Here is a 13,064-nt window from a genome sequence, read left to right on the forward strand (position 1 = left end):
AATAAAACAATATAGCCTTTATAAAACCAGGATTAATCAGTATGAATAACTGATTAACCCTGGTTTTTTATGTCATTTATGAACCTTGGGGACGGGGTTAGAGGTTCATTTACTTGTTTTTGTCGCTTTATTATCGTAAAATAGTATAGTATTTTCTAGGAGGGGAACTACAAAATAATAAGGAGATTGGGAAAGTATGAAGAAAGTTACAAGGTTTTTATCACTCATGTTGGCTGCCATTCTGACAGTCACCGCTTTTCATGGGACAGATGCATCAGTTGGAAGCGTTAAGGCGCAGGGAGAAAGCGAGCTTAGCCCGATAATGCTTTCATACAACAAGGGCCTGCAGACATTTAATATTAATAAAAGGCAGGAATATTGGTATGCTTTTGACATACCGCAGGATGGTGACCTGAAGGTTACGGTTGTTGCTGACGATTTGACCGTAATACATTTTAACGCAGGGGAGACAAATCTGAATTATTGTGACAGTGTTCGCACAAACTATCCGTTTATCAAACATTTCACAGCAACACCCGGCAGGTATTATTTACATGTACATAGTAATTATTCCAACAGTTTTAAGTTAAACATAGAATTTACAGGCTATGGTACTAAAGATCCTTTTAAGGATTCTTTCGATAATCCGATAAACTATACACCTGGATCTGAGGTTGTTGGTGCTGTATCCTATACGGATAATACTGACTGGTATAAATTACAGGTTCCTGAAAATGGTAAATACAAGATCACCTATCGTGCTGAAGCAGGAGCTTATGGTCTGTATATTTATGATAACGATATGAAAGAGTACTGGTCGCTCTTAGCATCTATCACCAAAAATGAACCTCAGTCAACCACCAAAAATTTCAAGGCAGGTACATACTATATAAAGGCAAGCACCAGTTCCTGGGGGAAGTACAGATTCAGCATCAGCAGAGACGGTATCACTCCTACCAAGATCAAGAAGGCAAAATCCTACAAAAAGGGCCAGATAGAGGTCAAGGTCAAGGGCGTTAACAACGTGGATGGTTATGAGGTTCGCGTTTGCACAAATAAAAACTTCACAGGAAAAGTAAAGACAAAATCAATTAAAACCGGCTCATATAACAAAGGCAATACACTTAAACTTACTTTGAAAAAGTTAAAGCGCCACAAGAACTACTATGTTCAGGTAAGAACCTTTGAGAAAGGCTCAGAAGATTATTATTACTCAGATTGGTCTAAGGCAAAGAAGGTTAGAGTAAAGTAAATAATGTAAAATAATACAGGCACCGTGATTTTACATCACGATGCCTGATTTTTTATTCAATAGCTTCCTGTAACATTTAAAGTGTGGATAGAAGTGTGAATTTATAGAAAAAGAAAGATACCTCAGATAAACTGTAATTGCTGACCCTAGCATAGTTGGCAATAAACAGAAAATGAGAGGTATCTACAAATGAATTCTACACAAAACAAAAAGATCAGGCAAGTTACAGAAAAGACAATGGTGGTGGGCATCGATGTTGGTAGTGAAAAACATTACTTTAGGGCTTTTGATTGGAGAGGAATTGAGCTCACCAAAAAGCCTTTTCCGTTCACTAATTCAATGGAGGGATTTAATTCCTTTTCCAATGAGATATATTCGCTTATGGAACGATTCCATCTATCGGAGACACTTGTTGGCATAGAGCCTACAGGGCATTATTGGTTTAATCTTGGACAGTATATGAGCGGTAAAAGTATAAAGTTTGTAATGGTTAATCCGCATCATGTACATAAATCGAAGGAGTTAGATGATAACAGTCCTTCAAAAAATGATTGCAAGGATCCCAGAGTTATAGCTGGACTTGTAAGAGAAGGAAGGTATTACTATACATATATGCCACAAGGTATATATGCGGAACTCAGAAATGCTTCAAATCGTAGATTTACACTTGTTGAGGAACAGACACGAATAAAAAATAGGTTGTATAGATGGATCAGCGTGTACTTCCCCGAATATAAAGGCATATACACCCAGATAAATGCTAAGGGTGGGCTTCTGATTTTGAAAGAAGCTCCGATGCCTGAAGATATAATCAAGTTGGGAATAGACGGAATTATAGAAATATGGAAGAAAGCTAAACTTCGTGCTAATGGTCGCAAAAAGGCAATGGTTATCTATAATGCTGCACTAAAGAGCATTGGATACAGAGAGGGGCTTGTAGAAGCAAGAATGGAGATCAGAGATCTTCTTGAGGACCATGAGCAAAATGAAAAGCGTCTTAAACAGATCAATGATCTGATTGAGAACCTTGCCCTTAAGATCAAGAATGTAGAAAAACTTCTTGAAATAAAAGGTATAGGGATAATTACAATAGCAGGATTCATTGCAGAAGTAGGCGATATCATGCGCTTTGATAATGCCAAAGAACTGCAGAAACTTGCGGGATTAGAATTGGTGGCAGATAGTTCTGGAAAGCATAATGGCATGACCAGGATAAGTAAGAGAGGACGTAAACATTTGAGATATTTGCTCATACAAGCTGCGATATCCGTTGTTGGTAAGTGCGAAGAATTCAAAGAGATCCACAATTATTACACTACCAGGAATTCAAATCCATTAAAGAAGATGCAATCAATCATAGCTGTAGCATGTAAACTTATTAGGGTTTTTTATGCGATCTTGGCAAAAGGGATAGACTATGATGCGTCAAAGATGCTTGAGGATATCAAGCATCCAGGAGAAACGCCAAATTTGGCGGCGTAATCCAATAATCCATGGTACTACAGGAAGCGTCCACCGGTAGGTGCTGTAGTAAGGAGTGTTTTGGTTCAGTAAGTTACAAAGAGTGAGCTGGTAGCCAGCAGGAATAAATTTCCGGAGGACAAAGATCCTGAGCAATAGCTGAGCTGGCGCCCTGGTTATGGATAGGCAGAACGAAGGAAGTGAGGACTCCGATAGAGGATGATCCTGTTGGACATGAGAGGTGAGCTGCCATATAGGGATGGGTATGCATCGAGGCCATTTAAATCGTAATCAAAAGACGTTTTATTTGGAGTACCCATAAATACCTATATATCCGTCAATTTAGGCAAGGATTAGTCCATAACCAAGCAATCACTCAATCTGAGAATGAAAAAAAACTAGGAATTTACACAAAAAACACTTGATTAATTGGAGAGGAAATTCCTTCGGATTTCCTATCGAATAAAAAGCGCTCCGCTATGGATGCGACTGGTGCGCAGATGAATTTTGCAAGCTAAAGCTTGCGCGCACCAGCGCGCAAAGAGTCGCGAGCGACTCTTTGTTCTTGCTGTGCAATATCGTTCGCACGCCAGGATTTCTCAAGCGAAATCCTTTTTATTATGACATCTTCTTGTACATGAAGTTACCGAGCATCTGGATCGCCTGAACGAAAGCGATAAGAATTATTGAGCACACGATCAGGTAATCGGTCTTGTACTGCTGATAACCATAGCGGATTGCGATATCACCGATACCACCGCCGCCGACAGTACCTGCCATTGCGGAATATCCTATGAGAGAGATAACAAGAAGGATGATTCCGTTAAGCATTCTCGGGATGGATTCCTTTACATAAACTCTCATGAGAATCTGGAAGTTGGATGCTCCAAAGGATCTTGCTGCTTCAATGACACCGGGGTTGGTCTCACGAAGACTTGTCTCAAACACTCTTGCAATATAAGGAATTGCTGAGATTGTAAGAGGTACGATTGAAGCTGTTGTTCCGATGGATTTACCAACAACCATTCTTGTAAAAGGAATGAGGATTACCAGCAAAATAATGAAGGGGAAGCTTCTGAATACATTTACGATGAAGCTCAGTACTTCATATACGATTTTGTTGGGCTTTAATCCGTCAGGTGCTGTAAGTGTAAGGATTATCGCAGGGATGAATCCTAAAATCACTGAAAAAAGTGTGGACCAGAAAACCATATAAAGGGTCTGGTTAAAAGCTTTTAATATAATATCTGTCATTACTTAATAACCTCCCATGTAACATCATGTCTGTCGAGGAATGCGCAAACGTTGTCGAGATCATCCTCGTGTATGTTGAGTACAAGACTTCCGTAAACATCCTCGCGGAAATCCTCAAGCTTCGCCCAGCAGATATTGAAATCTCTGTGAAGCTCCTGAGACATCATAGTAACGATGGGACGCTGATTGCCCTCGCCGTAGAAGAAAAGTTTGATATTAAGGCCTGTTGTAGGAAGCTTATCACTTTCCTCTCTAAGGAAATCTCTGATCTCTCTTTCCTTAGGCCATACAAACAGCTTCTCAGGCTGACCAACGGAGAGCACCTGTCCGTTACTTAAGAATGCAACCTTTTTACAGATCTGCTTAACTACTTCCATCTGGTGAGTAACGATGATGATGGTGATTCCCATCTCCTTGTTGATCTTCTGAAGGAGTGCCAGGATTCCCTTTGTAATTTCAGGATCCAGCGCACTTGTCGCCTCGTCGCAGAGCAGGAATTCAGGATCAAGCACAAGGGCTCTAGCTATAGCTACACGCTGCTTCTGACCACCGGAGAGTTCTCTCGGCTTTGCGTGAACCTTCTCCTCCAAACCTACGAGCTTTATGAGCTTTAATATCTTTTCCTTCGCCTCAGGTGTGTTGGTAGGCATTCCCCAGAACTTCATGGGAAGCGCAACATTCTGATACACATCAAGTCTCTCCAGAAGGTTGAAGCTCTGGAATATCATTCCCATGCGCTTCTGAAGCAGGCGTAGAGCCTTCTTATCTCTGATATTAACTTCCTGTCCATCCACTGTGATGAGACCTGAGTCGTATGATTCAAGACCGTTGATGCAACGGAGAAGAGTGGACTTACCGGCACCACTCTGACCAATGATACCGAAGATCTCGTGATCCTCGATCTCCATGGATATTCCCTTAAGGACATCTGTGTCCTTGAAGGATTTCTTTACACTTTCGATTTTTATCATTAAAAAATCCCCAAAACTTTCTTATATTAATATTACTAGTATAATTACTAGAGTATTTTACACTAATTTATACTATATGAATAGGTTTTGTTTGGGGATTGGGGGGAGATTGTGTTGGTGAGTTAAGTGCTGGTTTTGCACTCCTTTGCGGGGGTGTGCGGTGGTTGGTGGTACGTCAATCCGCGAACAAATTATTATCCTGGATGAACGGTGGCTGTTTTGTTTGGGGATGTGTTGGTTTTACGCTCCTCTGCGGGAGGCATGTGGTGGTTTGTGGTACGTTAATCCGCGAACAAATTATTATCCTGGATGAATGAGTGTTGTTGTGCTTTTTTGGGCGTTCGCCCGGTAGGATGAATTTCTTGCTTACAGGCGTAACAGAGCGTGCAGGTTATTAGTTGCCTTTACGCCTGTGATCTAATTTGTTCGCGGGTAGACGTAACTCCCACCTGAATAGCATCCCCACGAGGTGACATGAACAACTAAATGGTACATATTTGTAGAGATAGTTGTCTGGAGAAATTGTCAGAACAACTATATAGTGGATATATGCGGAAATAGTTGTCCGGAAATAAAACAGGAACAACTAAACGGCGGAAGTAAGCAGAAATAGTTGTCCGAGCAAATAATCGGAACAACTAAACGGCGGAAGTAAGCAGAAATAGTTGTCCGGAAATAAAAAAGGAACAACTAAACGGCGGAAATAAGCTGAAATAGTTGTCCGAGCAAATAATCGGAACAACTAAACGACAGAAATATGCAGAAATAGTTGCTTACACAACCTTCTGGCAAGTCTAAGCAAGCTATTTCTAGTCTTTACGCTGGTGATCTAATTTGGTCGCGGATAGACGCAGCGCCCACCGGGAGAGTGTTCCCGCGAGCTATACCTACAACCCCAAAATAGGCGTAATTTCGCAGGCTATAAGTTTTTCTTATGCGAAAAAGCGTCTTTTTTAATTGCTAATATAATAAAAGTGGTATATCATACACATATTGAAAAATGCCTTACGGAGACACGGCAAAACATCTGGGTTATGTTGAGATGGTTTCCACAAATAGGCTTAATCAGAGGAGGACATGATTTATGAAAAAGAAAGTTTTAACAAGCATTATTCTTTCAACAGTTCTGACATTCGGAGCACTTACAGGATGCGGTTCTAACGGTGCTGCTGATTCTGCAAGCGATGCAGCTTCAACTGAGGCTACTGAGGCAGAGAGCACAGAAGAGGCTGCTGAGACAGAGAGCACAGAAGAAGCAACAGAAGCTGAGAGTACTGAAGAAGCAACAGAGACTGAGAGCACAGAGGAAGCTACTGATGCTGAAGGTACTGAGGAAGCAGCAGGCGAGATCGTTGCTCCTGCAGATGGAGACAACAAGATCACTGTTGGTGCTACACCTGTTCCTCACGCAGAGATCCTTGACAACATTGTTAAGGAAGTTCTTGCAAAGAGCGGCTGGGAGCTTGAGACTGTAGTATTTAACGACTACGTTCTTCCCAACACATCACTTGAAGAGGGCGAGCTTGACGCTAACTATTTCCAGACACTTGGTTACATGAACCAGCAGAACGAGGACGCAGGTCTTCACCTTACAGCAGTAGCTGGTGTTCACATCGAGCCCATGGGCATCTACTCAGAGAAGTACACATCACTTGAGGAGCTTCCGGACGGCGCTTCAATCGGTATCCCTAACGATCCCGATAACGCTGAGCGTGGTATCGATCTTCTTGTTCAGAAGGGTCTTCTTACTTCAAAGGGTGACTACGGCACAGATGACAACTATACAGAAGATACACTTTCAAAGGATACAGAGGCTAACCCTCACGGCTATGTGATCACACCTCTCGAGGCTGCTTCACTTCCTTTATCACTTCCTGATCTTGATGCAGCAACAATCAATGGTAACTATGCTCTTGAAGCTGGTCTTCCTGAGTCACACCCTGCACTTGATATCGAGGAGTTCGATGATGAGACAACTCTTAAGAGAACAAACTTCCTTGTAGTTAAGGACGGTTCTCAGGATTCTGACAAGATCAAGGCTCTCGTAGCCGCTCTTCAGTCAGATGAGGTTAAGGCTTACATCGATGAGACATATAAGGGCGCTGTTATCTCATCTTTCACAGATGCTCAGTAATAGATAATAGTATTGCTGAATACAAATAGTAGAAGCCACCGCTTCGGATCAATCCGGGCGGTGGTTTTTTATGCTTTAAAGTGTTTTTCAATAGTTGCTGCTTCGCGGGAATGGCCTTAGTGAGGGCGTTACGTCTATCCGCGAACAAATATCAAGATAGGATGAACGGAATGAAGAGTGTGTAGAGATGAGTTGAGTCAGTAAGGTAGTAATGGCTTATATCGGTTACCTCGCGGGAAAGCTCTTCAGGGAGGTGTTGCGTCTATGCGTGAACAAATATCAAGATAGGATGAACGGAATGAAGAGTGTGTAGAGATGAGTTGAGTCAGTAAGGTAGTAATGGCTTATATCGGTTACCTCGCGGGAAAGCTCTTCAGGGAGGTGTTGCGTCTATCCGCGAACAAATATCAAGATAGGATGAACGGAATGAAGTGTGCGCAAAGATGAGTTGAGTCAGTGGGCCAGGGATGGCTCTCATCGGTTACCCTGCGGAAAGAATAATTAAAGATGAGTTCAGTCAATAAGCCCGGAATAGTTCTTGCCGGTTACCTCGCGGAGAAAAAGGGCAGTAATGAGTTACGTCTATCCGCGAACAAATTGGATCACAGGCGTAAAGGCAGGAGAAAAACTGAATGATGTGTTACGTCTGAGGGCAGGAAATTCACCCCACCGGGCGAACGCCCAAAAAGTACACCGACACTCGTTCATCCAGAATAATAACTAGTTCGCGGATAGACGTATCACCAGCCGCAACCCATCCCCCGCAGAGGAACACAAAAATCAAGTCAAAACCATAAGACAAACAAAAATTCATCCAGAATAATAACTAGTTCGCGGATAGACGTACTACAAGCCGCAACCCACACCCCGCAGAGGAACACAAAAATCAAGTCAAAACCATAAGACAAACAAGAATTCATCCAGAATAATAACTAGTTCGCGGATAGACGTATCACCGCTCGCCACACATCTCCCGCAGAGAAACAATCCACACCACCAGCCGCCACATACACCGCAGAAAAACAAAAAACAGGCCAAAGCCCCAAATGATCAAGACTTCCCCAAATCTCAACAATTCCCCCAAAATAATTAATCATAAGTTTATAAAAAGATTATCATTTCGTGAATTTGTATATGTTAACATGATAAGTAGAGGGAGTGCTTGTTGTTATAATGAAAAAGCTTGAATAACCACCTGGTATACAAAAATAAATGAAATAAAACAGGCACATTTTGGGTTATGGAACTGAGCAAAACGAAGAAAACTCTTATATTTATAGCAGGATTCTTCTATCTGCTTACAGCGGTATTTACCCTGGTTGACAATAAGCTGGGGATCGAGGCAGGTGCACCGATAGCTACGTTTATGGTGTTCCTTGTTTTAATGTCCAATTTGAAGGATCTGGGGCCGCATAAGTACTCCACTGCATTCATGGGAATAGGATTCCTTGCTATAGATATTTACTATATATTCAGATTTCTGAATCATTATGTGATAGACCTGAGCGCATATTCTGAAGTAATCGGAATAGTCTATCTTACGCCCAGTTTTTTCTTTATGCTAAATGAGACAACCTTCCTGATATATAAGCTGCGTGGCAGAAGGCGCGATTTATCGCATCTTTTTGCCAATTGTTTTACTGTGTCCATAATCGGATTTGTATTCATATACAAATTCTTCTGCCAGAAGGTAGGGACTATTCATAATTTGAAGGAGCTCATATTACTTCTTCTGATATTCTCTGCATTCTATGTAATCATGATGTGTCTGCAGACCTTCCACATGGTTGGTAACAGCAATGTCCGCCGGGGAACTCTGGTCATCACTGCGGCCATGTTCATCTATGAAATAATGGATATCCAGTATATTTTCACACAGGCAATAGGTGGATTCCCGGATGATTACTTTGCAGATCTCATTTACATGGCTCTTTTGATATTCATGTCAGCAGGAGTTACCATACAGGCCACAAGAAAATATAGCTTCGAATTCACGGGCGGGGCTTATACAACAAGGGCCACCAGAGTGCGACTGATAGCATCGGTGATAGGTGTTATTGTGGTTACCATACTTTTTATTATTGGATATTTGTCACGATCAGAGGCATCCTACATTATTATCGTGGTGATGTCCTACATGATAATGAACTATATCCTGAAGGCCGATAAGCTCGGCGATGAGCTGCTTGAGCATGAAAAAAGGCAGAATGCAATGCTCGAGGAGAAAATCGACGATCAGACCAGGAATTTAATAGAGGCTAATAAAAAGCTTGAGCTACTTTCTTCTACTGATCTTCTTACAGGACTTTATAACCGCTGGTATGCAGGCAATTACCTCAAGGAATTACAGGAAAAGACCTACATATCCGGGAAAAAGTATCTGTTTTTTGTAATAAATCTGAATCACTTCAAGCCTGTCAATGACACCTATGGACATGAGATGGGAGACAGGGTTCTTGAGGAGCTTGGAAACAGAATGAGAGAGCTCCCTGATGAGTATGTAAGCTTCAGAATGGGCGGAGATGAATTCCTTATCATTCTGAAGGCTGACGCTGAGCTCGAAGATCTTGACCCTATTGCTGAGCACATAAGAGAGCTGTTTATAAAGCCTATCCAGTTTAGTTCCTATGTGTTTAATCTGTCTGCAAGCATCGGAATCTCAGTATATCCGCAGGATTCATCATCTATGGATGAGCTTCTTAGATATGCTGACACGGCAATGTGCTTTGTTAAGCATAGCGGAGAGAAGGACAGCTACAGATTCTTTAATTCGGGACTTACCAAGATCATATCCACACAGGCTGCGATAGACAGAAGACTGCGCACGGCCAAGACAGACAGAGATTTCGTCCTGTTCTACCAGCCTCAGGTAGATGTCAGGAAGAAAGAGATAATTGGCGCGGAGGTCTTCGTGCACTTCAATAGAGGGCTCGAGGACGTTTCGCCTATAGATATTATTGATGCCGCTGAGAAGAGCGGATTTATGGGAAAACTGGGAGAGTGGATCGTTAAATCCTCTGTCAGCCAGATTGCTGAGTGGAATAAAAAATACGGAAAATCAATTTCACTTACTATCAACATGTCACCGCTGCAGCTTATAAATCTGCAGTTTGAAAATATGCTGCAGGAAACAATGGAAACCTACAATTTCCGGCCTTCTATGCTGACACTTGATGTGACAAATGCTGTAATAATGGGCGCATCCAATTCTGCAAAGATTGCTATGATAAAGCTTCATGAGGATGGCTATCGCCTTTCTCTTAACGACTTTGGCGGAGATGATATCAATCTCTCATTTGTTCAGGATTGTGGAATAAACGGAATCAAGCTTTCAAGATCGCTTGTCACCACATCCGTAAAGGACAACAGAGCCAAGCAGCTGGTAAAAACTATCCTTGCTCTTGCTGAAAATCTTGGAATATCAGTAACTGCTGTCGGCATCGAAAACGAGGAGCAGTCATCCAATATGCAGGGCCTCGGAGTAAATGAATTGCAGGGATCTTTCTATGGAAAACCTGTAGTTGCCGAGGAATTTGAAAAAATTATCAGTGCAGAATGAAATAAAATTAGTGTGTTGGACTTTTGTTGGACAGATCCTGTTAATATGATTTCATAAGATACAAATAACCACTTGAAATCATGTGATAAAACTGTGATACATATCCTGATAATATGACAATGTAAGAAAGATAAACATCGCAGAGGGGTAACAGATATGAAAAAAGGAAGTGCAGTTAAGAGAATAGCATTCGTACTTGCAGCAGTTGCAGTGATCGCAGGAGCAGGCCTCAATGGACATATGACAGCAGAGGCAGCCAGAAAAGTTAAGACACAGATGATGGAGATCACATGCCCGCACTGCCATAAATATATAACAATAGATGTTCTTAAGGATGATGTTGAATGCACAAAGTGCCACAGCAACATTCACATCGATGGTTGAATCGCCATAAATAAATATGTCTGCCAGAGAAAAATAACCTTTTTCTTTTTTGCATATGTGCTTTCTGGCGATGAGCCAGAAAGCCTCCTCCCGTTTTATACAGCTGCCTGAAAGGGCAGCTTTCTTATTATTTTTAAATATCTCTTTTTTATAAAAATTACAAAATAATTACAAATATTGAAATAAATGGTTGATTTTTTAAAAATATACTGTATAATTTCTTCTTGTGAGGGACCTTACAATTGAAGAATGATAATTGACTGTTGAATAATCGCGTGGGGACTAGAGCATTATTCAATGTTTTAAGGGGAAATCATTTGGGAGCAGATATGCTTTTTGTATATTTGCAAAGTTTTAAATCTTAAGGAATTATTAAAGATGAAATGGCTGCAAAGTTACGGATTTGTCCGATGATTTTGTAGCTAATTTTTTTCCCCGCATTCCTTCAGTTGTAACAATCTTTAATTATATGGAGGAACGGTATGAAGAAAACACAGATTCAGAGAAGAGGAATTCTTCTGTCCATGGCACTTCTTGCAGGAATTTCAACTATTACACCTGCATATTCACTTAATGCAAAGGCATACGTGCAGACAACGGCTAATCAGGATGAGACCTACACAATCACCAACACAGATACAAATGATTCCTGCATTTCTAAAAACAAAGAGGATCATTTGTCAAATGCTTATATTAACTCGGATATAACTGCAAAGACGATCACGACAAAATCCTATGATGAATTAAACAACATAGATCTCTATACAACCTATGATGTTGCGAAATACGGTAACTTTAGAACTGATAAGGGTGAACTGAAAGTAAAGGTCATCGAGAAAAAAGAGAGCAATTACGAAAAATCAAAAATCTATGTAAATGGTTCTGATGGGAAAAAGTATTGCAAGAATGTTTTTGGCAATAAGCAGGAATATAGCGATGCGGTTGTAGCAGAGGCAGAGAAGACAAACAAGTATCATGCTTATGGCGAGTATTGTATCAGATTCTATACTAAGAAACCCGGAAAGTACAAGTTTTCTTATGATGCGCTTGATTCTAATGGCAATGTGATAATCACTAAAACAATCAAGGTAATTGCCAAGGAGGACGGCGATCCGATTAAGGAAGCCAGCTTTGCAGGTAAAAGATTTTACGTCAGTGGAAACAGCAGACTAAATGGCGCAACTGAGGATCTCTATTCTTCAGTAAAGGATGGAAATTATACAAAGAAGAAATCAGGAAAGCTCCAGATTACAATGAACAAAGGCTTCAAATTGAGAAAGATTGAGGTTGGTCATGTTCCGGTAGCATACAAGGAAACAAGTACAGTTGATGACTGGGCAATTGTTTCAAAGGCTATTGAGTGGAGCGAGGTTAATAATGGTAAAAAGATAAGACTTAATACCATTGATGCAGGTGGAAGCTCATACGACAAAGATAAGAAAAAGGCTGCACCTGAGGGCTATAGAATCAGAACCTCTGAAAGAATGAAGCAGTATGCTACAACATATATTCGTGTAACTTACTATGATAAGAAGAACAAGACAACAGAGCGTGAAACATTCAAGATAAACAAGCTTATAAATAAATAATATGAAGAAGGCGGGATTTTTCCGCCTTTTTGGAGAACCTTTTGAATACATACAGTGAAATTGATGCTGATGTGGATAATATGATGGAAAGAGAAATTTACAGAAAAACAATAAAAAACTGAATGATAAAAAATTACAAAAAGTTACAATTATTAAAAATATTTATTGCAATTTTGTAATTTTCATGTATAATTCTTTTTTGTGAGGGGACTTACAATTGAAGGATGATTATTGACTATTGAATAATCGCATGAGGGAACATAGCATTATTCAATGTTTAAGGGGAAATCATTTGGGGCAAACATACAGTGATGTATGGACGCAAAGTTGTAAATCTTGGGGAATTATTTAAGATGGTTTGACTGCAAAGGCACGGATTTGTCCGCTGATTTTGCAGTCATTTTTTTACATTTATTACATAATCCCTCCTTCAATTGAAATATTCTTAAATTTTGGAGGA

The 13,064-nt window shown here is 40.6% G+C and carries 8 protein-coding genes and 1 riboswitch; of the genes, 6 read left to right on the plus strand and 2 right to left on the minus strand.

Going from position 1 to position 13,064, the window contains the following annotated elements; all coding sequences use genetic code 11:
* The first annotated feature begins 196 nt into the window (after positions 1–196).
* Together G587_RS0116895 and G587_RS0116900 are read left to right on the plus strand one after the other, a co-directional pair.
* Positions 197–1,252, plus strand: a complete 1,056-nt coding sequence (locus G587_RS0116895) for a hypothetical protein (RefSeq protein ID WP_026493195.1) — start codon at positions 197–199, stop codon at positions 1,250–1,252.
* A 189-nt stretch (positions 1,253–1,441) separates the two neighbouring features.
* Positions 1,442–2,734, plus strand: a complete 1,293-nt coding sequence (locus G587_RS0116900) for an IS110 family transposase (protein WP_026493196.1) — start codon at positions 1,442–1,444, stop codon at positions 2,732–2,734.
* Between the two features lie 597 nt (positions 2,735–3,331).
* Here G587_RS0116900 and G587_RS0116905 read toward each other — a convergent pair.
* Both G587_RS0116905 and G587_RS0116910 read right to left on the minus strand, forming a co-directional pair.
* Positions 3,332–3,967, minus strand: a complete 636-nt coding sequence (locus G587_RS0116905; protein ID WP_026493197.1) for a methionine ABC transporter permease — start codon at positions 3,965–3,967, stop codon at positions 3,332–3,334.
* Positions 3,967–4,938: a methionine ABC transporter ATP-binding protein gene (locus tag G587_RS0116910; RefSeq protein WP_026493198.1), complete on the minus strand. Its 972-nt coding sequence runs from the start codon at positions 4,936–4,938 to the stop codon at positions 3,967–3,969. The genes G587_RS0116905 and G587_RS0116910 overlap by 1 nt, the downstream gene beginning before the upstream one ends.
* Before the next feature lie 1,084 nt (positions 4,939–6,022).
* Here G587_RS0116910 and G587_RS0116915 point away from each other — a divergent pair.
* The 4 genes from G587_RS0116915 (at position 6,023) to G587_RS0116930 (ending at position 12,604) form a co-directional block, all read left to right on the plus strand.
* Entirely contained in the window at positions 6,023–7,072 is a 1,050-nt protein-coding gene (locus G587_RS0116915) for a MetQ/NlpA family ABC transporter substrate-binding protein (RefSeq protein WP_026493199.1), read from the plus strand.
* A gap of 1,240 nt (positions 7,073–8,312) precedes the next feature.
* Positions 8,313–10,631 carry a putative bifunctional diguanylate cyclase/phosphodiesterase gene (locus tag G587_RS0116920; protein ID WP_026493200.1) on the plus strand — a complete coding sequence of 773 codons (2,319 nt, stop codon included), beginning with the start codon at positions 8,313–8,315 and terminating at the stop codon, positions 10,629–10,631.
* Positions 10,632–10,787: 156 nt separating this feature from the next.
* A complete protein-coding gene (locus tag G587_RS0116925; RefSeq protein WP_026493201.1) occupies positions 10,788–11,015 on the plus strand; it encodes a hypothetical protein in 228 nt (75 codons plus the stop codon).
* 482 nt (positions 11,016–11,497) lie between these two features.
* A complete protein-coding gene (locus tag G587_RS0116930; RefSeq protein ID WP_026493202.1) occupies positions 11,498–12,604 on the plus strand; it encodes a hypothetical protein in 1,107 nt (368 codons plus the stop codon).
* A 286-nt stretch (positions 12,605–12,890) separates the two neighbouring features.
* A riboswitch (cyclic di-GMP riboswitch) is annotated at positions 12,891–12,974 on the plus strand.
* Positions 12,975–13,064: the final 90 nt, after the last annotated feature.

The sequence above is a fragment of the Butyrivibrio sp. XPD2002 genome (assembly GCF_000423945.1).
In the GTDB taxonomy this organism is placed as follows: Bacteria; Bacillota; Clostridia; order Lachnospirales; family Lachnospiraceae; genus Butyrivibrio.

What these genes read in the sequence shown, in the direction of transcription:
- G587_RS0116905 (WP_026493197.1), bottom strand. Translation starts at nt 3,967, where the DNA reads ATGACAGATATTATATTAAAAGCTTTTAACCAGACCCTTTATATGGTT.
- G587_RS0116925 (WP_026493201.1), top strand. Translation starts at nt 10,788, where the DNA reads ATGAAAAAAGGAAGTGCAGTTAAGAGAATAGCATTCGTACTTGCAGCA.
- G587_RS0116900 (WP_026493196.1), top strand. Translation starts at nt 1,442, where the DNA reads ATGAATTCTACACAAAACAAAAAGATCAGGCAAGTTACAGAAAAGACA.
- G587_RS0116895 (WP_026493195.1), top strand. Translation starts at nt 197, where the DNA reads ATGAAGAAAGTTACAAGGTTTTTATCACTCATGTTGGCTGCCATTCTG.
- G587_RS0116920 (WP_026493200.1), top strand. Translation starts at nt 8,313, where the DNA reads ATGGAACTGAGCAAAACGAAGAAAACTCTTATATTTATAGCAGGATTC.
- G587_RS0116910 (WP_026493198.1), bottom strand. Translation starts at nt 4,938, where the DNA reads ATGATAAAAATCGAAAGTGTAAAGAAATCCTTCAAGGACACAGATGTC.
- G587_RS0116930 (WP_026493202.1), top strand. Translation starts at nt 11,498, where the DNA reads ATGAAGAAAACACAGATTCAGAGAAGAGGAATTCTTCTGTCCATGGCA.
- G587_RS0116915 (WP_026493199.1), top strand. Translation starts at nt 6,023, where the DNA reads ATGAAAAAGAAAGTTTTAACAAGCATTATTCTTTCAACAGTTCTGACA.